The organism is Streptococcus sp. 449_SSPC, from assembly GCF_001073005.1.
In the GTDB taxonomy this organism is placed as follows: domain Bacteria; phylum Bacillota; class Bacilli; order Lactobacillales; family Streptococcaceae; genus Streptococcus; species Streptococcus salivarius_F.
This window is the reverse complement of sequence record NZ_JVGR01000002.1, coordinates 55,038-78,557: the sequence shown is the minus strand read 5'-3', so window position 1 is coordinate 78,557 and position 23,520 is coordinate 55,038. Positions and strand designations below refer to the sequence as shown.

Here is a 23,520-nt window from a genome sequence, read left to right as displayed (position 1 = left end):
AAGCAAAATCTGACCTTTTATGTTATAATTAAGGTTATGAATTATGGAGATTATATCTGGGATTTGGGTGGTACCTTGTTGGATAATTACCAGGTATCAACCCAAGCCTTTCTAGCAACTTTAGAACAATTTGAGCGTACAGCAGAACCTCAAGCAGTCTATGATGCCCTTAAGGTATCAACGAGCACTGCCATTGCTATGTTTGCGCCCGATATAGCTGATTTTCGAACCCTATATAAGCAGGAGGAAGCCAAGCATTTACAGGAACCTGTTCTTTTTGAAGGTGCTAGGGCTGTCCTAGCTAAGATTGTGACCGAGGGTGGGCGTAATTTTTTGGTTAGCCACCGTAATCACTTGGTGCTAGACATCCTTGATAAAGCAGAAATTGCCTCTTATTTTACAGAGGTTGTAACTTCTGAAAATGGTTTTGCTAGAAAGCCGAGTCCAGATAGTTTCCTTTATTTAATTAAAAAATACGATATTAAACACGGCTTGGTCATTGGTGACCGCCAGATAGATATAGAGGCAGGAAAAGTAGCGGGTCTGGATACCTTGCTTGTTGACGGCCATAAATCATTATTGGAGATTGTGACATAAATGACTGATGAATTAAAAAATCTTGAAGAAAAAGCGCAAGAATATGATGCCAGCCAGATTCAAGTCCTAGAGGGACTTGAAGCGGTACGTATGCGCCCAGGTATGTATATTGGCTCAACCTCAAAAGAGGGGTTGCATCATTTGGTATGGGAGATTGTCGATAACTCAATCGATGAGGCCTTGGCTGGTTTCGCCACTCATATTCAAGTCTTTATCGAGCCGGACAATTCTATTACGGTTGTCGATGATGGTCGTGGTATTCCAGTCGATATCCAAGAAAAAACTGGCCGTCCTGCGGTAGAAACTGTCTTTACAGTACTTCACGCTGGTGGTAAATTCGGCGGAGGTGGTTATAAGGTCTCTGGTGGTTTGCACGGGGTTGGTTCTTCGGTCGTTAATGCCCTCTCAACACAACTTGATGTTAAGGTTTATAAAAATGGCCATATCCACTTCCAAGAGTATAAACGTGGGGTAGTGGTAGCGGATTTGGCAGTAATTGGTGAAACAGAGAAACATGGTACGACTGTTCACTTTACGCCAGACCCAGAGATTTTCCAAGAGACAACCGAGTTTGATTTTGGAAAATTGGCTAAACGTATCCAAGAATTAGCCTTTTTGAACAAGGGGCTCCGTATCTCTATCACAGATAAGCGTGAAGGTCTCGAACAAGAGAAACATTATCACTACGAAGGTGGTATCACATCTTATGTGAAATACATCAATGAAAACAAGGATGTTATCTTTGATGAACCTATCTACACTGATGGTGAGATGGATGGTATTTCGGTTGAAGTTGCTATGCAATACACAACTGGCTATCATGAAACAGTGATGAGTTTTGCAAACAATATTCACACCCATGAAGGTGGTACTCACGAACAAGGTTTCCGTACAGCCTTAACGCGTGTCATTAATGACTATGCGCGTCAGAATAAGATTCTCAAAGAAAAAGATGATAATTTGACAGGGGATGATGTTCGTGAAGGTTTGACTGCTATCATCTCTGTTAAACATCCAAACCCACAGTTTGAAGGTCAAACTAAGACCAAGCTTGGAAACTCTGAAGTGGTTAAGATTACCAATCGTCTCTTCAGTGAAGCTTTGAGTCGCTTCCTCTTGGAAAATCCTGCAATCGCTAAGAAGATTGTTGAAAAAGGGATTTTGGCTTCTAAGGCTCGTATCGCCGCTAAGCGTGCCCGTGAAGTGACACGTAAGAAGTCAGGTCTTGAAATTTCTAACCTTCCAGGGAAGTTGGCAGACTGTTCATCGAATAATGCTGAAATGAATGAACTTTTCATTGTCGAAGGGGACTCAGCCGGTGGATCTGCTAAATCAGGTCGTAACCGTGAATTCCAAGCTATTCTGCCAATTCGAGGTAAGATTTTGAACGTTGAAAAGGCTAGCATGGATAAGATTCTAGCCAATGAAGAAATTCGTTCTCTCTTCACAGCTATGGGAACAGGTTTTGGAGCTGAATTTGATGTCAGCAAGGCTCGTTACCACAAGTTGGTAATCATGACCGATGCCGATGTCGATGGGGCTCACATCCGTACTTTGCTTCTGACTTTGATTTACCGCTTTATGCGTCCAGTCTTGGAAGCAGGCTATGTCTACATTGCTCAACCACCAATTTATGGGGTTAAGGTTGGTTCTGAGATTAAAGAATACATCCAACCTGGTGTCGATCAAGAAGACAAATTGCGTGCTGCTCTTGAAAAGTATAGTGTGGGACGTTCAAAACCTACAGTTCAACGTTATAAAGGTTTGGGTGAAATGGATGACCACCAACTTTGGGAAACAACCATGGACCCTGAAAATCGTTTGATGGCACGTGTTTCTGTGGATGACGCTGCAGAAGCAGATAAGATTTTCGATATGCTGATGGGAGACAAGGTTGAACCTCGCCGCGAATTTATCGAAGAAAATGCCGTTTACAGTACTCTAGATATCTAATATTCTTTTAGAAAAGGGTGCAATGCTAGGATAACTATGATATAATCGTAATGTTATTCTACATTTATGAACATAATAGACGATTAAGGAGAAACTATGTCTAGCGGAATTGTTTTACTGATTGTAGTGGTAGTTATGCTCGTAATTATCGCTTACTTAGTCGGTATTCTTATTAGAAAACGAAATGATTCGCGGATTGCACAGCTTGAAGAACGCAAGCAAAAATTGTTTGACTTGCCAATTAACGAAGAAATTGAAGAAGTTAAAAAGCTTCACTTGATTGGACAAAGTCAAACAACATTCCGTGAATGGAATCAGAAATGGATTGATATCTCGACAAATTCATTCGCAGATATTGAAAATCATATTTTCGAAGCTGAAAATATGAACGATACCTTCCATTTCTTCAAGGCTAGTGGTGAAATCAATAACATTGAGAGTCAGTTGGATCTTGTGGAAGAAGACATCAAGTCTATCCGTGAGGCGCTCTCAACCTTGAAAGAACAAGAAGAAAAGAACAGTGCTCGCGTTAAGCATGCATTAGACTTGTATGAAGAGTTGCAAAACTCAATCGAGGAAAACTCTGATAATTTCGGTTCTACCATGACCGAAATCAATAAGCAGCTTAAAAACATTGAAGCTGAGTTTGCAGAATTCGTGACTCTTAACTCATCAGGTGACCCTGTTGAGGCATCAAGCATTTTGGATCGTGCAGAAGAGCACACTATTGCATTGGGTCAAATTTCAGAGAAAATTCCTGCTATTGTAGCTAAGTTGGAAGATGATTTCCCAGATCAGTTGGATGATTTGGAATCTGGCTATCGCAAGTTGATTGAGCAAAATTATCACTTCCCTGAGAAAAATATCGAGCGTCGCTTCCAAGAAATTCGTGAAGCTATCCGTTCAAACTCAAGTGAGCTGGTTTCTCTTGATTTAGACCGTGCGGAAGAAGAAAACGCTGAGATTCAAGAAAAAATTGACAACTTGTATAGCATTTTTGAACGTGAAATTGCCTCATATAAGGTTGTTATGCGTCAAAAGAAAGTTTTGCCAGATTATCTCAAGCATGCTAAAGAAAACAACAAGAAACTTCAAGAAGAGCTTGAGCGTCTCATGTTGACTTACATCTTCGATGAAACATATGCGGCAGATGTTCGTAGCTTTGCATCTGATATTTCAGGTGTGGAGACGGCTGTTCTTCCAACCCTTGAAAATTTTGAAACTCAGGTAAAACCATTCTCAGAACTTGAGAAAATCTTTGAAAAGAGTCTTAATACCTTGTCAGCTGTTGAAAACGGTCAGGTTGAGGTCTTTGAAAATCTCCAGGCTATTGAGAAAAACGAAGCTAAAGCACGTGAAGAGCTTGATCTTTATGTTAATAAATTGCATGTTATCAAGCGTTACATGGAAAAACGTAACCTGCCAGGTATTCCTCAATCCTTCTTGAGTGTATTCTTCTCAACTAGTGCTCAAATTGAGGCCCTTATGGATGAACTCAGCCGTGGACGTATTAATATTGATGCGGTAATGCGTTTGACAGAAATATCTAAAAATGCCATTGATCATTTGGAAGAGACTGCTTACTTGGTTGTTCAAAATGCAACCTTGACTGAGCAACTCTTGCAATACTCAAACCGCTATCGTTCATTCGAACCTGCTGTTCAAAGCAGCTTTGAGCATGCGCTTAAATTGTTTGAAGTTGATCATGATTATGATGCATCTTTAGAAGAAATCTCTTATGCCTTGGAAACAGTTGAACCAGGTGTGACAGATCGTTTTGTATCATCTTACGAGAAGACACGCGAACAAATTCGTATGTAAGAGAAAGATTCTGGGCTACGGTCCAGAATTTTTTGTAAGGTCCATTTTTCATTTCATATTAAAATTAAATCTAGTGAAGGCTTATATAGGCATCAAAGAATCGAGGTAATTATGTCGGAAGTAAAAGGCTTATTAGTTATGGATGTAGACTCAACTCTTGTCCAAGAAGAAGTAATTGATTTATTGGGAGAAGAAGCAGGCGTTGGTCAAAAGGTTGCTGAAATCACAGAGCGTGCCATGCGTGGAGAATTGGATTTTAGACAGGCCTTGAATGAGCGTGTGGCGACCCTCAAGGGATTACCAGAGAGTATATTTGACAAGGTCTACGCTCGTATTCATTTCAACAAGGGAGCCAAGGAACTTGTAGATGAACTCCACGCCCGTGGCTTTAAGGTAGGCTTGGTTTCTGGAGGTTTCCATGAGACTGTGGATAGACTAGCAGTTGAAGCAGGAATCGATTATGTTAAGGCTAATCACCTAGAGGTGGTTGACGGTGTCTTAACTGGTAAGGTCTATGGTGACATTGTCACCAAAGATGTCAAGGTAGCCAAACTCAAAGATTGGGCATCAGAAAATGGTCTCGAACTCTCGCAAACCATTGCTATGGGTGACGGAGCCAATGATTTGCCTATGATTAAGACAGCTGGCATCGGCATCGCCTTTTGTGCCAAACCAATTGTCCGTGAACAAGCGCCTTATCAAATCACAGAACCAGATTTGTATAAGGTGATTGATATTTTGGATAGGGTTGAGAAATAGAACAGATAAAAAGAGTCCTTTGGATGATTCCAAGGGACTCTTTGTGCAGCAAAAAAGCACCGAATTGGTGCCACTTTCTCAAGTTGAATACGGACTAAGCCTTATTTTAACTTTGCTGTATTGTTTCGAATGGTTTCAAACCTACCGCTGAAATGCAAACTTGATTATCTTTGTTTTAGAGCTGTGTTGTTTCGAATGGTTTCAATACCTTTATTATAACGATTTTTGGTTGACTTCTCTTCAAACGCATCATATCATAGAGGAGTATAGTATTGAAATGGGGGAAGAGACATGTTATACGAATATCCAGCGATTTTTCACACGATTGAGGAAGGTTATCAAATTAGTTTTCCTGATTTTGGTCGTAGCATTAGGGCAGATTCTTTACCTCTTGCCATGACAAAAGCGTCTGTGTTCTTATCACATATTATTAAGGGGTATGGAGATAAGGCTTTACCTGAGCCGACTGCGGTAAGCAGCATTCCTAATGAGGAAGAACTCGTCGTGTTAATCCAAACAGAGCTTGATTAAGACTAAAAACTCTCGGAAGATTAATTCCCGAGAGTTTTAGGTTTTATTGGCCACATAGACGCCCAAGACGACTAAAATTCCTGCAAAAATTTGTAAATACGAGAAGGGTTCTCCTAAGACGACGACAGCCGCTAGAATTGAGATAATTGTCGAAATCCCAATAAAGGATGCTGTTCGGTTAACCCCGATATTTGCGATGGCAAAATTTGATAGAAGATAGCCCAGAACACTGCATCCCAAGCCTTGATAAAGGATGGTGATAGTGAATTTTGGATTGGTCACAGGGAGTAGCAAGAGCTCTTTCAAATCGCCTGCTAGAAAGCCTTGGCTAAGTGCAAAGAGTCCGAATGTCATGCAACCACTGGCAAGCATAAAATAAGTAATCTCAAGGCTACTGAATTGACTGGCCCTTTCAACATCAACGCAATACAGGGCGTAGGAGACAACTGCTAGACCTAGAATCAAGTAGCCCACCAGGGAGAAGTGGGTAGAACCGCCAGCAGCAAAGACAGCCATGATGATACCGACGAGGGTGGTGATGACACCGACCACCTGCCAACGGCTGGGCCATTCTTTTAAAATAAGGCTAGACATGATAAGGGCAACGACTGGGATGCAGGCGAGAAAGGCTCCACTTTCAGAAGCCGTCGTCATACGAATGCCAATCGTTTCACAGATAAAATAGATAATCGGATTGAGGATGGCAATACGTGTCAGAGGTTTAAGATTCCTACCGTTAATGTTTATCCGACGTCGACTGATGAGGAAATAGAGGTTAATAAAAAGGAAGGCTGTGACAAAACGCCAAGAGATTAAAGCCAGGTCACTGACCTGTGCTGTAATAGATTTGGTAAAGATAAAACTGAGCCCAAAGAGAATCTCACAAGTCGCTGCAGCCAAACATCCCAAGATGATTTTATTTTTCATTGTCTCACCTCCTGAATTTGGATTACCACGCCTATTATAACACTTTCAGGAAGCGTTTACATCAATCTAAATCTAAAAAATAGACTAGCAGAATAGCTAGCCTTTTTTATCTTATTTAGTTACCAATTGAGACAGTTCCGTCTGATCCGACTTTGACGTTTGTACCGTCTTGGCTATTAACTTCGACTGAACCATCTTGACCAACTGTTGCGCTGTTACCTTCGCTATCGTTGGCTTCTACAGTGTTATTGTCGTTTGTTTTTGCTGAGTTACCGTTTCCGTCGCTGACTTCAGTTGATCCATCTTTGTTGACTTTTACTGAAGCACTTGAATCAGTTGAAGAAGATTCTTTGGTCACCTTGCTTGATGATGGTGCTGAAGATGACGAGTCAGTTTTGTCTTTAGGGTTGCCACATGCTGCTAAGGTCAACAAGGCAAGAACTGAGACAGAGGCTAAAGTTAATTTAGAAAATATTTTCATAATAGTCTCCCTTTTTTCTTAATAAATTCATTTTAAATGAAAAACTAAAATTTTAAAAACGCTTCTAGTCGTTTTTACTCAACTGGAATCCCTCGGTAATATCAGTGTTGTACAAGACTAATCTATTGGAAAATAAGAGTTAAAAACCCTTACGCTTTCTGTTTTTTTGATAGATATTTCAAATCGTTCAGCTCGGTTCCTTAGGCCTCTCTTTGTTATAATAATAAAAACAGATTGAGGTGATATGATGTATCAAACAACAATTAAAGGTGACAAACGATTCCATTCACTTTCAGAGGGGTATGGAGCACCTGTGGAACTTTTTGGCTATACGGAAGATGGGGAAACACCTATGAGCCTGGTGAATATTGCTTTGGCTTCTTGTGTGACCATGTGTCTACAGAGTTATTTTGCCAAGTATCAGGGAATTGAGGAGCTTGCTATTCAGGTTGATTCCAACTATGAAGAAGGGCATTTTACACTTGCGATTTATTTACCTAAGGATCTGATTTTGGAAAATGAACAAGAACTCTTGGCTTTTGTGGATAATTATTGTCGAGTGAAGAAGCTTTTTCGTGAAGATATTAAGGTTGATATTAGCTTAGCTAAATAAGCTTGTTATCCTTTATGAACTTCGTGTTATACTAGTAGATAAAGACGTGTCATTTCACTAGGTATGGAATGAGCAACGATAGGAGGGCTTGCTATGGAAGATAAACTACATGAGATCCGTGTATTTGAGAATTTTCAAGAAGAACTATTTGAAACGGGACATGTTATCGTGACAACTAAGGTAGTCGAGAAGTCCCTGAATTATTTTGGTAATGCTCACGGGGGGTATTTGTTTACGCTTTGTGATCAGGTCGCAGGGCTCGTGGCCATTTCAACAGGTGACTATGCGGTGACGCTTCAGTCTAATATCAATTATCTCAAGGCAGGGAATTTGTCTGACCAACTCAAGATTGAAGGATTGTGTGTTCATAACGGTAAGACGACTAAGGTGGTGGAAGTTGTCATTACTAATCAGGAAGAGAAAATTCTTACAAGGGCTACATTTACTATGTATGTGACAGGCTCGGTCGAGGAATAGAAAAGGAGCGTTTATGTCAGATTTTCAAACCATGGATGACTTTGCGGTCTTTGTTAATGACTACCTGACACCAGACCAATTGAGCGTTCAAGCATATTCCTATGCATCTGACCAGCAGGAGCTCTCTCTTCTGGTGACCATTGACGATTATGAGATGATGTGTCGTTGGCATGCTGTCTGGACTTTTTCAGGTTTACACCAGGCCTTCTTTCAGTCTGTAATGGACTCGGATAACAGCTTTTCTATTGATAGTGATAGCTTGGCTATGAAGGCTCGTTTAAGGGATCAAGAGCTCTTGTTTAAGGCAAACGGGCTTGAGATGGTGGTTGTCGATTTGCCTGAACCTCTTTTTCGTTTAGCTGATGTGTCTTTTAACGAAGGAGGAAAGCACTTTACCTACCTTTGTGAAGATCAAAGCGTTGTAGCAGAAGATTGGGTCTTGGTTCCTATAGGCTCTGGTAATGCCGAAAAAGAAGCATTTGTAGAAAAGATTTCCTATGTCCTAGCGGGCGAGGCTCCAGTTGAGCTGACAAAACTGAAAAAGGTGATTCAAAAGTTGGATTTAGTAACCGTTCGTTATGATGTGAGGGTTGTTCGGAAGGGGTTTTTGAGTTTTTCAGGGATGGTTTTTGAAGGCGAGGAATTAGGTAAGCCAACAGACTTCCTTTGGGTACCTTTTTTAGCAGAGCAAGATGATTTGGCTGTTCCTACCTATGGCATTCGGATCAATGATGGCAGTCGCAAGACTTATGTAACAGCCTTGGCTGGTGAGGATGATAGTATGGAAATGATTGCTCTAGCACCAGCTACTTATGCGGTATTTAAACTTAGAGGGCCGGCAACGGCAGCTGTTTGGGAGAGTTTTCACTATGCTAAGAACCATTTTGAAATGATTGACCAGCCCACTGTAGAGGTTTATCTCCCAGGAAATCGTCAGGCTGAAGATTATGAGATGGAAGTTTGGATTCCAATAAAGGAGGAAGTTTAGATGCGTCTGGATAAGTTTTTGGTGGACTGTGGTGTCGGGAGTCGTAGTCAGGTCAAGACCTTCCTAAAAAAGAAGCAAGTGACTGTAAATGGTCAAGTGGAGACGTCACCTAAGGCTCAGATTGATGAGAAGCAAGATCAGATTGCTTTTCAAGGTCAAGCATTAACACACGAGACCTTTGTTTACTATCTTTTAAATAAGCCTCAGGGGGTCATTTCAGCAACAGAGGATGCCCGTCACAAGACAGTGCTCGATTTACTCGATGACACAGCAAGACATAAGCAAGTTTTTCCAGTTGGCCGCTTGGATATTGACACTCATGGTCTTCTTCTATTGACCAATAATGGTGACTTAGCCCACGCCATGCTATCTCCAAAGAAACATGTGGACAAGATTTATCAAGCCAAGGTGGATGGTATCATGGATCAGGAGGATATTCTGGCTTTTGAAAAAGGGATTGAACTCAAAGACCACACTTGCCAACCAGCTAAACTAGAGATTGTATCCGTAGATAGGGATGCTGGGACTAGCTTGGTTCAGATTACCATTGCTGAGGGGAAATTCCATCAGGTTAAGCGTATGGTAGCTGCTTGTGGTAAGGAAGTGACAGAGTTACAACGTATGAGTATGGGGCCTTTAAGTCTGCCAGATGATTTAGAACTTGGTGCTTGGCGACGTTTAACCGAGGAGGAGTTGGAAGCTTTAGCTGTTTTTGGAATTCCTTTGGCTTAAGCTAGTTAAGAGTTGCGAAATGGGCAGATTTTTGTTACTATTATTGTGAAATAATAGAAGAAAAAACGAGGTAAATTCAAGTGGCATTTGGAGATAACGGACCACGTAAGAAATCATTTTTTGAACGTCTAACAGTATTGGTCGTTTTGATTATGCTATTAGTAACAGTTGGGGCATTGATTTTCCAAGCAGTCGCAGCTGTCCTTTAAGACGCTATCAAGCGTTTTTTTGTGTCTGTCGGAAATTCTTTTATATGAGAATGTCTTGATATAGGACACATGAATCAGAAAGAGAGATAGAGAGATGAGTATGTTTTTAGATACAGCCAAGATTAGTGTCAAAGCTGGTCGTGGTGGTGACGGGATGGTCGCTTTCCGTCGTGAGAAATATGTACCCAATGGCGGTCCTTGGGGCGGTGACGGTGGTAAGGGTGGCTCAGTCATTTTCAAGGTTGACGAAGGCTTGCGTACCCTTATGGATTTCCGTTATAACCGTAAATTCAAGGCTAAGAATGGCGAAAAAGGGATGACCAAGGGAATGCACGGTCGAGGTGCTGAAGACCTCATCGTTAGCATCCCGCCAGGTACGACAGTTCGTGATGCTGAGACCGGCAAAGTTATTACTGATTTGGTTGAAGATGGCCAAGAGTTTGTCATTGCTCACGGTGGACGTGGTGGTCGAGGAAATATCCGTTTTGCAACACCTCGTAACCCTGCTCCTGAAATCGCTGAAAATGGTGAACCAGGTGAAGAACGCGAACTTCAATTGGAATTGAAGATTTTGGCTGATGTTGGTTTGGTTGGTTTCCCATCTGTTGGTAAATCAACGATTCTCAGTGTGGTAACAGCAGCAAAACCAAAGATTGGTGCCTATCATTTTACGACAATTGTTCCTAACTTGGGAATGGTCCGTACTAAGTCAGGTGAGAGCTTTGCTATGGCTGACCTTCCAGGATTGATTGAGGGGGCTAGTCAGGGTGTTGGTTTGGGAACGCAGTTCCTTCGCCACATTGAGCGTACACGTGTTATCCTCCATGTGATTGATATGTCAGCGAGTGAAGGACGTGATCCTTACGAGGATTACCTTCAAATCAATAAAGAGTTGGAAACTTACAACTTACGCTTGATGGAACGCCCACAAATTATTGTGGCTAATAAGATGGACATGCCTGAGGCTGAGGAAAACTTGAAAGAGTTTAAGGAAAAATTGGCTGCTAACTACGATGAATTCGATGAGTTGCCACAAATTTTCCCAATTTCAAGTTTGGCTCACCAAGGTTTGGAAAATCTCTTAGAAGCTACTGCAAAATTGCTTGATGAGACAGACGAATTCTTGCTTTATAGCGAAGATGATATGGAACAAGAAGAAGTTTACTACGGCTTTAACGAGGATGAACGTCCATTTGAAATTAGCCGTGACGACGATGCCTCATGGGTACTTTCTGGTGAGAAACTTGAAAAACTCTTTGTTATGACCAACATGGAACGTGACGAATCAATCATGAAATTTGCACGTCAATTGCGTGGTATGGGAGTTGATGAAGCGCTTCGTGAACGTGGTGCTAAGGATGGCGATATCGTTCGTATTGGTAACTTCGAATTTGAGTTTGTGGATTGACGTTGAAAGACTCTCTAAGTGCCAAGCACTTGATAGTCTACGGCAGCCGCTATGGCGGACGGCCTATCAACCTCACTAACTGCGTAAAGTCAGTGAAATATAAAAATATTGAAATAAGAGGTTTACAATGGGAGATAAACCGATATCCTTTAGGGATAAAGATGGGAACTTTGTTTCTGCGGCCGATGTTTGGAATCCAAAGAAACTTGAAGAACTCTTTACGCGCTTAAATCCTAACCGAAAACTCCGTCTTGAGCGTGAACGTTTGGCAAGGGAAGAAGCAGCAAAACACCCTGAATTAAATGAAGAAACAGAGCAAGTCTAGCACTTGCTCTGTTTTTTTCTTATCCAAATTGGTAATCAAAAACAGCTACTCTAGCAAGAGTAACTGTTGTGATGATTAAGCGTTTAGAACCTTGTCCAAGAATTCTTTCAAACGTGGGTGTTGTGGGTTATCGAAGATTTGATCTGGCGAACCATCTTCGAGGAACTCACCGTCCGCAGTAAAGATTACTCGGTTGGCTACCTGACGGGCAAATCCCATTTCGTGAGTAACGATAATCATGGTCATACCTTGCTCTGCCAATTCTTTCATAACATTAAGAACGTCTCCGACCATTTCGGGGTCAAGGGCAGAAGTAGGTTCGTCAAAGAGCATGATGTCAGGATTCATCGCCAAACCACGTGCAATTGCCACACGTTGCTTTTGCCCACCTGACAAGCTATCAGGTGTAGCATCGGCTTTGTCAGCAAGTCCAACACGATCAAGAAGATCCATAGCTAATTTATCAGCTTCTTCCTTGTTCATACGTCCAAGTTCAACAGGTGCAAATGTTACGTTTTCAAGGACTGTCATGTGTGGGAAGAGGTTGAAATGTTGGAAGACCATCCCGATATTTTCACGGGCTTTGTCAAGATTTGTTTTAGGGTCTGATAATTCATAGCCATCAACGACTACTTTACCAGATGTCACTGTCTCAAGTAGGTTAAGCGTACGAAGGAAGGTTGATTTACCAGAACCTGAAGGACCGATGATACATACAACGTCACCTTCGTAGAATTTGGCGTCAATGCCTTTAAGGACTTCATTGTCGCCGTATGATTTGTGCAAGTCCTGCACATCGATTTTCAATTCAGCCATTATTTAAGTCTCTTTTCTAGTCGTTTAGCCAATTTCGTTAAGCATGTGATGATAACCAAGTAAAGGATGGCCAAGATCGCATACATACGGAATGATTGGTAGTTACGAGCAATGATGATTTTACCAGTTTGGAAGAGTTCAACCAAACCGATAGCTGATACGATAGTTGTATCTTTCAATGAGATAACAAATTGGTTGATGAAGTTTGGCAACATCAAGCGAACCGCCTGTGGCAAGATGACCTTACGCATTGTTGTATTGTAAGGAACACCCAAGCTTCGGCTGGCTTCCATCTGACCAATAGGGACAGCTTCAATACCACCACGCACAATTTCGGCAATGTAAGCACCACCGTTAAGTGAGAGGGCGATTGTTGCTGCCACGAAGTCATTGATTGGTGACTGGTGACCAGTGATGTTTTCAATCAAGTTAGGAATACCCCAGTAGATGAAGGCTGCAACGATCATCAATGGGATACCACGAACCACGTCAACGAAGACTTGTGAAATCACACGAAGTGTCTTGTTTGGTGCAACTGCCATCATACCGAAGATAACACCGATAATCATGGCAATAGCAAATGAAAGAAGGGTCAAACCAAGGGTAATTCCAAGACCTTGGAGAAGCTGTTTGTAGTTGTTTTTAATCAAGCCTACGATGGTTGTTTCATCGGTAGCTTTTTTTGTGCTTCCTTCTTTTGATTTGTTGCTATCGAGGTATTTATTGATAATCTTATCGTAAGTACCATCTTTCACGATAGCAGCCAAACCATTGTTGAACATTTCAATCAACTCAGGATTAGCACCTTTTTTAACAGCAAAGCCGACTTCACCAGTAGCAATACCTTCAATTGGTGTTGTAAAGTTACGCCCTTGTTGGATAGCGTATAGAAGAACGGCTTCATCATCCATAAGAGCATCGATTGAACCAGAGTTCAAGCTGTCGTACATAGTAGAAGCTTCATCGTAAGCACGAACAGTAAAGCCATATTCACCAGCATGGTCTTCCAACCATGAGTAAGATGACGTACCATTTTTAGCTCCTACAGTCTTACCTTTGAGATCCTTGTAAGATTTAACCTTACTTCCTTTAGCTACAGCCAAACGAATGTTTGATGTGTAGTAAGGATCAGAGAAGTCAAAGATTTGTTTACGAGCATCAGTGATGGTCATACCAGCCAATACGGCATCAGCTTGGCTAGATTGTACAGCATTAAGTGATGCATCGAAACCAGGGTTTGTCAATTTGACATTGAAACCTTGGTTTTTAGCAATGGCATTGATGATATCGACATCGATACCTACATATTTACCTGAACCATTTTGGTATTCGAATGGAGCAAAAGATGAGTCCATTGAGATAGTGTAGGTTTCCTTAGCAGGAGTGGCTTTTGCGTTGGCATCACCAGTCAATTTAAGATCTGCTGAAGGTTTTGATGAAGAAGATTTTGATGAGTCACCCAACCATTTGTTCATGATTTTGTCGTAGGTGCCGTCATTCTTCATTTCCTTAAGAGCTTCGTTGAAATCTTTGATAAGATCTTCGTGTTTTCCACCTTTTTTAACAGCGAAAGCGAAGCTACCGATAGATTCAGGCTTAATGTTGATAGCGTAGTCTTTTCCTTGACCAATAGCGTATTTAACAACTGGTGTGTCGTCCATAGCTGCATCAACAGAACCAGAATCCAAGCTGTTGTTCATCAAGTCGCTAGTGTCAAAAGTTTTAACAGTGAAACCATATTTGCTAGCATTTTTATCAAGCCAAGTTTGAGAAGCGGTACCGTTTTTAACACCGACTGTTTTACCCTTCAATTGTTTGTAGTCGCTGACTTTATCGCTACTACGTGTGTAGATAACAATTGAGGTGTCGTAATAAGTGTCTGAGAAAGTAAAGACCTTCTTACGTGCGTCGGTAACAGTAGTACCGGCCATAAGGGCGTCAGCTTGGCCTGATTGAACAGCATTGACAGCTGCATCGAAACCAGGGAAGGTTTGGTTAACGTCCCAATTTTTACGTTTGGCAACTTCGTTGATGATATCAACGTCGATACCCTTGTAGGTCTGATCAGAATCTTTGAATTCAAATGGGGCATAGGCTGTATCTGAAACGACTGAGATAGTCTCGGCAGATACCTTAGCTCCGAAAACAAAGAAAACTGACATGACACTCAAGAAGAGTGTCAGAAGTTTTTTCTTCATTATAAAAAGTCTCCTTTATAAAATACCTTCCTATTCTATCAAAAAAAGGTCTTGTTATCAAACTTCTTAGAGTTTGATGTTAGGAAATATAACAAAGTTCGTTAGATATGAGAAGAGTTTTAGAAGAATTTGACAAGCTTGTGTCAATTAGTTACACTGTAATCGAATACATGTAAGATTTGTTACAGGAGCTAAAAAAATGAAGAAACGTGTGCTTGAGAAATATACTAGCCTATATGATAAAGTCCCAAGTTGGCTGATGATTATGCTGTCCTGTTTTATTGCCTTTGGTTATGTCCTCATAGGTGGATTTCTATCAGGGGTTGTTGTGGGAATTCCAGTGGCTATTGTCCTTTGGTTCTTAGTATTAAATGGCAATATTCAGTTCCAAGATATAAATACGATTTCCTATAAATTGTTTTCAACCTTATATTTTCAGTTGGGAACCTTTGTCTTTACTGCCTTAGCTATCTTTTTCTGGGTTAAAGTTGTTGAAAAACGCCCCATTCGTACACTAGGATTTTTTAAGGGTCATATTTGGTTGAACTTGCTTAAGGGGTGGGGATTTGGGACTCTACTCTTGTTAGTTAGTTTCCTTGGGACTTATTTACTTGGAGGGTTAGAATTTGTAAAAGTGGACTTTTCTCAGAGAACAATCCTATATATACTATCTCTAATACCTTTCTGGTTTATCCAAGGTGGAACCGAGGAACTGGTGACACGTGGTTGGTTGCTTCAGACGGTGACTAATAGATTGAACCTTTCTTGGGGAATTGCTATTTCAAGTTCTCTCTTTTCAATACTACACCTAGGAAATCAAGGAGTTACTGCCTTGTCTCTCATCAGTATTGTTCTAGTAGGGGTTCTCATGGCCCTTTACATGCTCAAGACAGATAATATCTGGGGGGTCGCTGCCCTTCACGGTGCTTGGAACTTTGCGCAAGGAAATCTAGTTGGCGTGTCAGTTAGTGGACAGAATGCAGGTGGCAGCTTATTGCACTTTCAGGCCAGGTCAGGTGTACCTGATTGGTTGTCAGGTGGGGCCTTTGGCCTAGAAGGGAATATCGTTACCTGTGTGGTTCTGGTGGTAGGTATCATCATCCTTCGATTACAATTGAAGAAAGAAAACTTTTAAGGCTGAGTTCAAAGACTCGGTCTTTTTACTTCTGTGTTAAAATAGAAGAAAGTTTGGAAAAGAGGAAGAGATGATAGTTAAGATTGAGCGAGGTATAATTTGGGTACAGATTGTCTATGAACTTATACTTCTTATCGCTTCCATCGGTTTATTCTGTTGTTTTCTTATAGATGATTATCGTTTTGGGAATTTTGTGGATAACTGTGTTGCCTTCCTCGTTTTACTAATATTTCTTCATGCTCTGACTAACTTAGTTGACAATATTGTGAGACTTAAAGGTCATAAAAAAATTTTGGAAATTAACAATGATACCTTTATTTATTATGGAAGATTATGTGGACGGGTCACCTTTGAGATTCCGCTGTCTGAGATTGACTTGGTTATGAAGGACTGGTCAACGCCAATGGATGATGCCAAACACTCGTCGACTATATACTATATTCTAAAACGTATCGATGATTTCGGAAATATAAGGTCTTGGGAAAGGAAGAGGTATAGAGTTTTATACATTTTTTTCAATGATAGTAAAACGGCCTTGAAATATGATAAAAAACTTGGTTTTCAGACACGAAAAAAGCGCAAATACGTTGCTGAGACACGAATGATACATATTCCCATCAGTAGTGGAGAATTTTTCTCCGACCAAGAGATGAATGATTACATAAATGAAAGGAAAAACCATGATAGATAGAAAAGAAGACAACCAATTTCATTTGGTTTCTAAATATGAACCTTCTGGGGACCAACCTCAGGCCATTGAAGCCTTGGTTGATAATATCGAAGGTGGGGAGAAGGCTCAAATCCTAAAGGGAGCAACAGGGACAGGTAAGACCTATACCATGAGTCAGGTCATCCAGCGCGTGAATAAACCAACCTTGGTTATCGCCCACAATAAAACCTTAGCAGGTCAGCTTTACGGAGAATTCAAGGAGTTTTTCCCAGACAATGCTGTGGAATACTTCGTTTCCTACTATGATTTCTATCAGCCAGAGGCCTATGTGCCATCATCAGATACCTATATCGAAAAAGATAGCTCTGTAAACGATGAAATTGATAAGCTACGACACTCAGCAACGTCGGCCCTCCTTGAGCGTAATGATGTTATCGTTGTGGCTTCTGTTTCTTGTATTTACGGTTTGGGTTCGCCCAAAGAATATGCTGATTCAGCAGTCAGCCTTCGACCAGGCCAAGAGATTTCTCGAGACAAGCTGCTAAATGACCTAGTTGATATCCAGTTTGAGCGAAACGATATTGATTTCCAACGTGGGAAATTCCGTGTGCGTGGCGATGTGGTCGAAATTTTTCCTGCCAGCCGTGATGAGCATGCCTTTCGTGTCGAATTTTTCGGTGATGAGATTGACCGCATTTGTGAGATTGAGAGTTTGACAGGACGCAATCTCGGTGAAGTCGAGCACCTTGTTCTTTTCCCGGCGACTCACTTTATGACTAATGAAGAGCATATGGAAGAGGCCATCAAGAATATTATGGAAGAGATGGAAGCTCAAGTTAAACAATTTGAAGCTGAGGGTAAGCTCATCGAGGCTCAACGTATCCGCCAAAGGACAGAATACGATGTTGAAATGCTTCGTGAGATGGGCTACACAAATGGTGTTGAAAATTACTCACGACACATGGATGGGCGAAAAGAGGGCGAGCCACCGTTCACCTTGCTTGATTTCTTCCCAGAAGATTTCCTTATCATGATTGATGAAAGTCACATGACCATGGGTCAGATTAAGGGAATGTATAACGGGGACCAGGCCCGTAAGAAGATGTTGGTTGATTACGGTTTCCGTTTGCCATCAGCGCTTGATAACCGTCCACTTCGACGTGAAGAATTTGAGAGTCATGTTCATCAGATTGTCTATGTGTCTGCCACTCCAGGTGACTATGAGATGGAGCAAACTGAGACAGTCGTTGAGCAAATTATCCGTCCGACAGGGCTCCTTGATCCAGAAGTCGAAGTGCGTCCAACTATGGGACAAATGGATGACCTCCTTGGTGAAATCAATGCCCGAACTGAAAAAGGCGAGCGTGTCTTTGTAACCACTTTGACTAAGAAGATGGCTGAAGACTTGACTGACTATCTCAAGGAAATGGGTGTCAAGGTCAAATACATGCACTCTGACATTAAGACTTTGGAGCGTACTGAGATTATCCGTGACCTACGTTTGGGTGTCTTTGATGTTCTTATTGGGATTAACCTTCTTCGTGAGGGGATTGATGTTCCCGAGGTTAGTCTGGTTGCTATTTTGGATGCTGATAAGGAAGGCTTCCTTCGTAATGAACGTGGGCTTATCCAAACGATTGGACGTGCTGCCCGAAATAGCGAAGGGCATGTTATCATGTATGCGGATAAGATTACGGAGTCTATGCAAAAAGCCATGGATGAAACAGCTCGACGTCGTGAAATCCAGATGGCCTATAATAAGGAGCATGGCATTGTTCCACAAACCATTAAGAAAGAAATTCGTGACCTTATTTCGATTACCAAGGCTAATGAAGCAGAAGTGGCAGAGGATACTGTGGACTACAGTGCTATGAACAAGAAAGAACGCCAAGAAGCTATCAAGAAACTTCAAAAACAAATGCATGAAGCAGCAGAACTACTTGACTTTGAATTGGCGGCTCAAATCCGTGATATGGTGCTAGAATTGAAGAGTATGGATTAGAAACACTGAGCCTTGGGTTAACACTTTAACAAGATGGGCCAGAGAAAAATTGCAGCTTTTATTTTTTTAAATTTTAACCTTTTTGTATTTCTGATGCATGCTATAGAAGGTATAAAAATTGAAAGAGAGGGAGAGAGGGAGAATTATACGCAAATTATTTTTGAGCCCATGTGGACTATAAAAAGAGAACTTGTTTGGATACCAATGTTTGGTTATATATTGTTTATGGCTTTCTATGCTTCTATTTATCTGCATTTGCGACATCGAGAGTCGATTAAAAACTAATTGTTAAGATTTTACTTGACTACTTACTAGAAAGGACTATCTATGTCACGTTCACAAGCTACTATTCTGACCAACATGTGTCTCATCGAAGATGGTCATGGAAATATTGTCATGCAAATTCGCGATCCCAAGCGTTATTCTTGGTCGGGTGCTGCCCTACCTGGTGGTCATATTGAAGCACACGAGGGGCTAGTGGAGTCAGTTATTCGTGAGGTCAAGGAAGAAACTGGATTGACCATTAAAAATCCTAAATTGGTTGGTATGAAGCATTGGTACACAACAGAGGACGAGCGTTATCTCGTTTTCCTCTATAGAACTTCAGACTTTGAAGGAGACATTCATTCGACAGAAGAGGGAGAAGTCCGTTGGGTTGCCAGGGAGGACGTACCTAAGATGGAGCTGGCCTATGACATGCTCAACCTCCTGCGCGTGTTTGAAGAGGACCAACTCTCTGAACTTTTCTATCGTGAGCGTCTTGAAAATGACTTTATCCGAGAATTTTGGTAAGAATATGAACTATTTATTCAAATGAATGAATAGTTTTTTTGTCGTTAAAATCAGAAAGAAGAGCTTTAAATAAGCATTTTTTAGATTTTGTAATGACGATAAAATTAATAAAAATGAGAATTTTAATCAATAAAAGTTCATTTTTTCATTGACAAATGCATAATAATACATTATTATACTTATATAAGTTAATAAATATAGAAAAGAGATTGATTATGAAAACATGGAAAAAACTTTTGTTGGGATTTGCAGGGATCTTTGCTTTGACGACTTTAGCAGCTTGTTCTTCGTCGAAGGACACTTTGGAAAAGGTACAAGATAAAGGAACTTTGACAGTTGCTCTTAATCCACACTTTGCTCCTTTTGAATTCAAGACAATCCAAAATGGTAAGGATACGATTGTTGGGGCAGATGTCGAAATTGCTAAGGCTATTGCAGATGAGCTTGGTGTAAAAGTCAAATTCTCTGAAATGTCTTTTGATAATGTCTTAGCCAATGTTCAATCTGGTAAGGCAGACATCGCCATTTCCGGAATCTCAGCCACTGAAGAACGTCAGAAAATCTTTGATTTCTCAGATACCTACTATGAGTCTGAAACGGTTCTTGTTGTCAAAAAAGATGCAACAGGAACTTACAAACAAACGGGTGATTTTGCAAAAAAATCTGTAGCCGTTCAAAAAGGTTCTATTCAAGAAAATATCGCCAAAGCCAACTTGTCAGATGCTAATGTGGTATCCTTGGCACAACCTGGTGAAGCTATCAATGAATTGAAATCTGGTCAAGTTGAAGGAGTGGTTCTTGAAAAAGCCATTGCACAAGGTTATGTAGACCAAAACAGTGACTTAGCTGTGTCAGACATTACGCTCAAGTCTGATTCAAAAGATGCCTATGCCGTCGCAATGCATAAAGGAAGCGATAAGCTAAAAGCAAAGGTTAATAAGGTTATCGCTAAACTCAAAAAAGAAGGTAAGATTGACAGCTATGTTCAAGATGCCTATACTCTTTCACTTAAGAGTTCTACTAAATAAGGGGTTATTATATGAAGAAATATTGGTTTATCCTTACAGCTCTAGTCGCTACCTGCTTTCTAGTTGCTTGTAGCGGAAGTCAGGGAGTAAGTCCCAAAACGATTAAGGAAAAGAAGAAAATTGTCGTGGCAACAGAATCTGAATTTGCGCCTTTTGAGTTCAAATCGTTGGTTAACGGCAAAGATACGCTAGTTGGAGCAGATATCGAGTTGGCCAAAGCTATCGGTGAAAAACTCGGTGTAAAGGTTGAATTTTCAGTGATGTCTTTTGATAATGTTCTTGCTAACGTACAAAGTGGTAAAGCTGACATCGCCATTGCAGGGATTTCGGTGACAGACGAACGTAAGAAGGTTTATGATTTTTCAGACAGCTACTATACGTCAGAAAATGTAGTGATTGTCAAAAAAGACAAGGTAAATGACTACACAAGCACTGATAGTCTCGCAAAACAAACTGTCGGTACTCAAAAAGGGTCTGTCCAAGAAACAGTTGCTAAGAAACAAATCCCTAAGGCAAGTGTCGTATCACTGGCTTCAAATGGTGAAATGATTAACGAACTCAAATCAGGGCAGCTTCAAGCAGTTGTACTTGAGAAGGCCATTGCAGAAGGTTATATCGCTCAAAATGATGATTTAACCCTTGCCAACTTTAATCTCAAGTCAGATGGCACAGATGCTTATGCCGTCGCAACACGTAAAGGTTCGGATGACTTGCTTAAAGAAATCAATGCCGTCATCAAAGAGACTAAGGACTCTGGAAAATTTGACCAATGGTTGAAAGAAGCATCAACCTACAAACAAAGTAAGTAAATTTAAAACTCCCAAGCACCTGAAACGAGTCAATTTCAGGTGCTTTCATCAACAGTGAAAAGTCTTGTTTGGTGCTCGCTTTATTCACTTAAGGGGAGTCTCTAAAAATTCTTAAATCTAAAATGGGGCAATACCCCATTTTTTATTGAATTCTCTGCTAAAAACAGTTATTATCAAAGTAGGTAAGTCTGTTCAAATAGACAAATGACATCGTATAGAGTGCTTAAGAAAAGCAAGGAGAAACTATGGAGCTACCACGTTTTGGTGTTGAAGAATGGCTTAATGTCCATGAAAAATCTGCCATATATGATATCGCAGGAGTTTCAATTAAGGCCCTCACAATGGAAGAATTATTTGACCTATCAAGCCTTGATAAGGACGCCTTTTTTGCCCAACTACTAAAGAAAAAGATGGATTACGGCTGGATTGAAGGGTCACCAGATTTCAAGACTCAGGTGGCTAGCTTATACAAGAACATGCCGGTTGATAATATCCTCCAAACCAATGGGGCAACGGGAGCGACGATGCTAGCCCTTTACGCTCTGATTGAGCCTGGGGACCATGTCATCTCCATGTATCCAACTTATCAACAGCTCTATGACATTCCTAAGTCGCTAGGAGCAGACGTGGATCTCTGGGAGGTTGAGGAGGACAAGGGCTGGTTGCCTGATTTGGATCAACTCCGTCGTCTGATTCGCCCTAATACCAAGATGATCTGTATTAACAACGCCAACAATCCTACCGGTGCCCTTATGGACGCTGCATACCTCGAGGAGCTAGTGGCTATCGCTAAAGAAGTAGACGCCTATATCTTCTCAGATGAGGTCTATCGCAGTTTTGATCAGCCTGCGCCTTCTATTGTGGATTTGTATGAAAAGGGTATTGCCGTTAATAGTCTGTCAAAGACCTATTCCATTCCTGGTATTCGTGTGGGTTGGGTAGCTTCTAACACTGAGGTAGCGGACATTCTGCGTGACTACCGCGACTACACGATGATTTGTGCGGGTGTCTTTGATGATATGGTGGCTACCCTTGTCTTGGAAAATAAAGAGGCCATCTTGAAACGTAACCGTCAGATTGTAGAGGAAAATCTAGCCCTTATGGATGCCTGGATTGCTAAAGAACCTAAGGCGTCTTGGGTTAGGCCTGCTAGTGTTTCCACCTCTTTCGTCAAATTAGATGTGAATCGTCCTATCGAAGATTTTGCCTTAGAGCTTCTTCAGGACTACGGTGTGCTTGTGGTTCCGGGGAACCGTTTTGACAAGGAGTCCCATGTCCGCATCGGTTATTGTTGTGATAAGGAAGTCCTTCAAATGGGCTTAGAAAAACTGTCGCAATTTCTTAATAAATGTTGACAATACCACTAATTTTAAGTAAAATAAACGAGCAAAAATTATATTTATACAGGAGTTTCTTATGAAAAAACTATTCCTCGGAGCTATGGCTCTCCTTGCTGCTGTTACTTTGGTGGCATGTGGGTCAAAAAAAGACGCTTACGAATCTATTAAAGAAAATAAAAAACTTGTCGTAGCTGTCAGTCCAGACTATGCACCATTTGAGTTCAAAACTTTAGTCGACGGTAAAGACCAAGTTGTCGGTTCAGACATCAAGTTGGCACAAGCTATTGCTGATGAACTTGGGGTTAAACTTGAAGTGACAACAATGAGCTTTGACAATGTCCTTTCTAGCCTTCAAGCTGGTAAGGCTGATATTGCCATCTCTGGTATCTCAGTGACTGATGAACGTAAGAAAACCTTTGACTTCTCAGATCCTTACTACGAAACACAAAATGCTATTATCGTTCGTAAAGATCAAGAATCTACCTACTCAAGCCTAGATGCTTTCAAAGGTAAAAAAGTAGCCGTTCAAAAAGGTACTATCGAAGAAGGACTTGCTAAGAAACAGTTGAAAGACTCAACAGTCGTATCACTTACAGCGATGGGTGAAGCTATTAACGAGGTTAAGTCTGGCCAAGTTGATGCTGTTGACCTTGAAAAACCAGTAGCAGAAGGTTACGTGGCACAAAATCCAGATTTGGCTTTGGCAAGTGTTGCCCTCAAAGTTGATGATGGTGATGCTAAAGCAGTCGCTATGGCTAAAGGCAATGACAAATTGAAAGAAGCAGTAAACAAGGTTATCAAGAAATTGAAAGACAATGGTACTTACGACGAGTACATCAAGGATGCTTCTAAATATACAGCAGTTGAATAAAAGAGAGACTAGAGGATGATTCCTCTAGTTTTTTTGTA

24 protein-coding genes are annotated in these 23,520 nt (G+C 41.0%); 20 read left to right on the top strand and 4 right to left on the bottom strand.

The annotated features are described in order from the left end of the window. The first annotated feature begins 36 nt into the window (after positions 1–36). The 5 genes from ADH51_RS00390 to ADH51_RS00370 all read left to right on the top strand — a co-directional run bounded on the left by ADH51_RS00390 (position 37) and on the right by ADH51_RS00370 (position 5,661). Positions 37–597 (top strand): HAD-IA family hydrolase, encoded by a 561-nt coding sequence (locus tag ADH51_RS00390; protein ID WP_048673773.1) that lies wholly within the window; start codon positions 37–39, stop codon positions 595–597. Further along, positions 598–2,550 carry a DNA topoisomerase (ATP-hydrolyzing) subunit B gene (gyrB, locus tag ADH51_RS00385; RefSeq protein WP_048673771.1) on the top strand — a complete coding sequence of 651 codons (1,953 nt, stop codon included), beginning with the start codon at positions 598–600 and terminating at the stop codon, positions 2,548–2,550. Positions 2,551–2,646: 96 nt separating this feature from the next. After that, a complete protein-coding gene (gene ezrA / locus ADH51_RS00380) occupies positions 2,647–4,371 on the top strand; it encodes a septation ring formation regulator EzrA (protein WP_048673769.1) in 1,725 nt (574 codons plus the stop codon). 111 nt (positions 4,372–4,482) lie between these two features. Further along, entirely contained in the window at positions 4,483–5,130 is a 648-nt protein-coding gene (serB, locus tag ADH51_RS00375) for a phosphoserine phosphatase SerB (RefSeq protein WP_048673767.1), read from the top strand. Positions 5,131–5,421: 291 nt separating this feature from the next. Further along, positions 5,422–5,661, top strand: coding sequence for a hypothetical protein (locus ADH51_RS00370; RefSeq protein ID WP_002884756.1), 240 nt, complete (start codon positions 5,422–5,424; stop codon positions 5,659–5,661). Between the two features lie 36 nt (positions 5,662–5,697). Here the strand turns inward: ADH51_RS00370 and ADH51_RS00365 are convergent, their stop codons facing one another. Together ADH51_RS00365 and ADH51_RS00360 are read right to left on the bottom strand one after the other, a co-directional pair. Next, positions 5,698–6,588 (bottom strand): DMT family transporter, encoded by an 891-nt coding sequence (locus ADH51_RS00365; RefSeq protein WP_022495785.1) that lies wholly within the window; start codon positions 6,586–6,588, stop codon positions 5,698–5,700. 115 nt (positions 6,589–6,703) lie between these two features. Continuing rightward, positions 6,704–7,069, bottom strand: coding sequence for a hypothetical protein (locus ADH51_RS00360; RefSeq protein ID WP_048673766.1), 366 nt, complete (start codon positions 7,067–7,069; stop codon positions 6,704–6,706). Between the two features lie 247 nt (positions 7,070–7,316). On the opposite strand from ADH51_RS00360, the gene ADH51_RS00355 reads away from it, so the two are divergent. The 7 genes from ADH51_RS00355 (at position 7,317) to ADH51_RS00330 (ending at position 11,821) form a co-directional block, all read left to right on the top strand. Continuing rightward, a complete protein-coding gene (locus tag ADH51_RS00355; protein ID WP_037611863.1) occupies positions 7,317–7,682 on the top strand; it encodes an OsmC family protein in 366 nt (121 codons plus the stop codon). Between the two features lie 93 nt (positions 7,683–7,775). Beyond that, on the top strand, positions 7,776–8,159 hold the full coding sequence (locus ADH51_RS00350; RefSeq protein WP_048673764.1) for a PaaI family thioesterase: 384 nt from the start codon (positions 7,776–7,778) through the stop codon (positions 8,157–8,159). A 13-nt stretch (positions 8,160–8,172) separates the two neighbouring features. Beyond that, positions 8,173–9,147 (top strand): GyrI-like domain-containing protein, encoded by a 975-nt coding sequence (locus ADH51_RS00345; protein WP_048673762.1) that lies wholly within the window; start codon positions 8,173–8,175, stop codon positions 9,145–9,147. Continuing rightward, positions 9,148–9,879: a pseudouridine synthase gene (locus tag ADH51_RS00340; protein ID WP_048673760.1), complete on the top strand. Its 732-nt coding sequence runs from the start codon at positions 9,148–9,150 to the stop codon at positions 9,877–9,879. An 80-nt stretch (positions 9,880–9,959) separates the two neighbouring features. Continuing rightward, a complete protein-coding gene (locus ADH51_RS09675; protein WP_002884629.1) occupies positions 9,960–10,088 on the top strand; it encodes a DUF4044 domain-containing protein in 129 nt (42 codons plus the stop codon). A 94-nt stretch (positions 10,089–10,182) separates the two neighbouring features. After that, positions 10,183–11,496: a GTPase ObgE gene (gene obgE / locus ADH51_RS00335; protein WP_002891491.1), complete on the top strand. Its 1,314-nt coding sequence runs from the start codon at positions 10,183–10,185 to the stop codon at positions 11,494–11,496. Positions 11,497–11,623: 127 nt separating this feature from the next. Next, a complete protein-coding gene (locus ADH51_RS00330; RefSeq protein ID WP_002884415.1) occupies positions 11,624–11,821 on the top strand; it encodes a hypothetical protein in 198 nt (65 codons plus the stop codon). Positions 11,822–11,896: 75 nt separating this feature from the next. Here ADH51_RS00330 and ADH51_RS00325 read toward each other — a convergent pair whose 3' ends face one another. Beyond that, complete coding sequence (locus tag ADH51_RS00325; RefSeq protein ID WP_048673757.1) at positions 11,897–12,637, bottom strand: amino acid ABC transporter ATP-binding protein; 741 nt, start codon at positions 12,635–12,637, stop codon at positions 11,897–11,899. After that, positions 12,637–14,835 carry an ABC transporter substrate-binding protein/permease gene (locus ADH51_RS00320; protein ID WP_048673755.1) on the bottom strand — a complete coding sequence of 733 codons (2,199 nt, stop codon included), beginning with the start codon at positions 14,833–14,835 and terminating at the stop codon, positions 12,637–12,639. The genes ADH51_RS00325 and ADH51_RS00320 overlap by 1 nt, the downstream gene beginning before the upstream one ends. A gap of 199 nt (positions 14,836–15,034) precedes the next feature. On the opposite strand from ADH51_RS00320, the gene ADH51_RS00315 reads away from it, so the two are divergent. From ADH51_RS00315 to ADH51_RS00275, 8 genes are all read left to right on the top strand, one after another. After that, positions 15,035–15,970, top strand: a complete 936-nt coding sequence (locus ADH51_RS00315; protein WP_048673752.1) for a CPBP family intramembrane glutamic endopeptidase — start codon at positions 15,035–15,037, stop codon at positions 15,968–15,970. Between the two features lie 70 nt (positions 15,971–16,040). Next, positions 16,041–16,661, top strand: a complete 621-nt coding sequence (locus tag ADH51_RS00310) for a hypothetical protein (RefSeq protein ID WP_048673750.1) — start codon at positions 16,041–16,043, stop codon at positions 16,659–16,661. Continuing rightward, positions 16,651–18,642 (top strand): excinuclease ABC subunit UvrB, encoded by a 1,992-nt coding sequence (gene uvrB, locus ADH51_RS00305; protein WP_021143783.1) that lies wholly within the window; start codon positions 16,651–16,653, stop codon positions 18,640–18,642. Before ADH51_RS00310 ends, uvrB begins: the two co-directional genes overlap by 11 nt. 327 nt (positions 18,643–18,969) lie before the next feature. Continuing rightward, positions 18,970–19,434, top strand: coding sequence for an 8-oxo-dGTP diphosphatase (locus ADH51_RS00295; protein WP_038676556.1), 465 nt, complete (start codon positions 18,970–18,972; stop codon positions 19,432–19,434). A 215-nt stretch (positions 19,435–19,649) separates the two neighbouring features. Then, positions 19,650–20,462: a transporter substrate-binding domain-containing protein gene (locus ADH51_RS00290; RefSeq protein ID WP_038676554.1), complete on the top strand. Its 813-nt coding sequence runs from the start codon at positions 19,650–19,652 to the stop codon at positions 20,460–20,462. Between the two features lie 11 nt (positions 20,463–20,473). After that, positions 20,474–21,271 carry a transporter substrate-binding domain-containing protein gene (locus tag ADH51_RS00285; RefSeq protein ID WP_038676552.1) on the top strand — a complete coding sequence of 266 codons (798 nt, stop codon included), beginning with the start codon at positions 20,474–20,476 and terminating at the stop codon, positions 21,269–21,271. Between the two features lie 245 nt (positions 21,272–21,516). After that, positions 21,517–22,626 (top strand): aminotransferase, encoded by a 1,110-nt coding sequence (locus ADH51_RS00280; protein ID WP_048673744.1) that lies wholly within the window; start codon positions 21,517–21,519, stop codon positions 22,624–22,626. Positions 22,627–22,687: 61 nt separating this feature from the next. After that, positions 22,688–23,482 (top strand): ABC transporter substrate-binding protein, encoded by a 795-nt coding sequence (locus ADH51_RS00275; protein ID WP_002886806.1) that lies wholly within the window; start codon positions 22,688–22,690, stop codon positions 23,480–23,482. Positions 23,483–23,520 lie beyond the last annotated feature (38 nt).

Coding starts and splice junctions, on each gene's coding strand:
- ADH51_RS00390 (WP_048673773.1), top strand. CDS start 37: ATGAATTATGGAGATTATATCTGGGATTTGGGTGGTACCTTGTTGGAT.
- serB (WP_048673767.1), top strand. CDS start 4,483: ATGTCGGAAGTAAAAGGCTTATTAGTTATGGATGTAGACTCAACTCTT.
- ADH51_RS00365 (WP_022495785.1), bottom strand. CDS start 6,588: ATGAAAAATAAAATCATCTTGGGATGTTTGGCTGCAGCGACTTGTGAG.
- ADH51_RS00280 (WP_048673744.1), top strand. CDS start 21,517: ATGGAGCTACCACGTTTTGGTGTTGAAGAATGGCTTAATGTCCATGAA.
- ADH51_RS00285 (WP_038676552.1), top strand. CDS start 20,474: ATGAAGAAATATTGGTTTATCCTTACAGCTCTAGTCGCTACCTGCTTT.
- ADH51_RS00295 (WP_038676556.1), top strand. CDS start 18,970: ATGTCACGTTCACAAGCTACTATTCTGACCAACATGTGTCTCATCGAA.
- ADH51_RS00345 (WP_048673762.1), top strand. CDS start 8,173: ATGTCAGATTTTCAAACCATGGATGACTTTGCGGTCTTTGTTAATGAC.
- ADH51_RS00320 (WP_048673755.1), bottom strand. CDS start 14,835: ATGAAGAAAAAACTTCTGACACTCTTCTTGAGTGTCATGTCAGTTTTC.
- ADH51_RS00275 (WP_002886806.1), top strand. CDS start 22,688: ATGAAAAAACTATTCCTCGGAGCTATGGCTCTCCTTGCTGCTGTTACT.
- ADH51_RS00355 (WP_037611863.1), top strand. CDS start 7,317: ATGTATCAAACAACAATTAAAGGTGACAAACGATTCCATTCACTTTCA.
- ADH51_RS00370 (WP_002884756.1), top strand. CDS start 5,422: ATGTTATACGAATATCCAGCGATTTTTCACACGATTGAGGAAGGTTAT.
- ADH51_RS00310 (WP_048673750.1), top strand. CDS start 16,041: ATGATAGTTAAGATTGAGCGAGGTATAATTTGGGTACAGATTGTCTAT.
- ezrA (WP_048673769.1), top strand. CDS start 2,647: ATGTCTAGCGGAATTGTTTTACTGATTGTAGTGGTAGTTATGCTCGTA.
- ADH51_RS00290 (WP_038676554.1), top strand. CDS start 19,650: ATGAAAACATGGAAAAAACTTTTGTTGGGATTTGCAGGGATCTTTGCT.
- uvrB (WP_021143783.1), top strand. CDS start 16,651: ATGATAGATAGAAAAGAAGACAACCAATTTCATTTGGTTTCTAAATAT.
- ADH51_RS00325 (WP_048673757.1), bottom strand. CDS start 12,637: ATGGCTGAATTGAAAATCGATGTGCAGGACTTGCACAAATCATACGGC.
- ADH51_RS00340 (WP_048673760.1), top strand. CDS start 9,148: ATGCGTCTGGATAAGTTTTTGGTGGACTGTGGTGTCGGGAGTCGTAGT.
- gyrB (WP_048673771.1), top strand. CDS start 598: ATGACTGATGAATTAAAAAATCTTGAAGAAAAAGCGCAAGAATATGAT.
- obgE (WP_002891491.1), top strand. CDS start 10,183: ATGAGTATGTTTTTAGATACAGCCAAGATTAGTGTCAAAGCTGGTCGT.
- ADH51_RS00350 (WP_048673764.1), top strand. CDS start 7,776: ATGGAAGATAAACTACATGAGATCCGTGTATTTGAGAATTTTCAAGAA.
- ADH51_RS00330 (WP_002884415.1), top strand. CDS start 11,624: ATGGGAGATAAACCGATATCCTTTAGGGATAAAGATGGGAACTTTGTT.
- ADH51_RS00360 (WP_048673766.1), bottom strand. CDS start 7,069: ATGAAAATATTTTCTAAATTAACTTTAGCCTCTGTCTCAGTTCTTGCC.
- ADH51_RS00315 (WP_048673752.1), top strand. CDS start 15,035: ATGAAGAAACGTGTGCTTGAGAAATATACTAGCCTATATGATAAAGTC.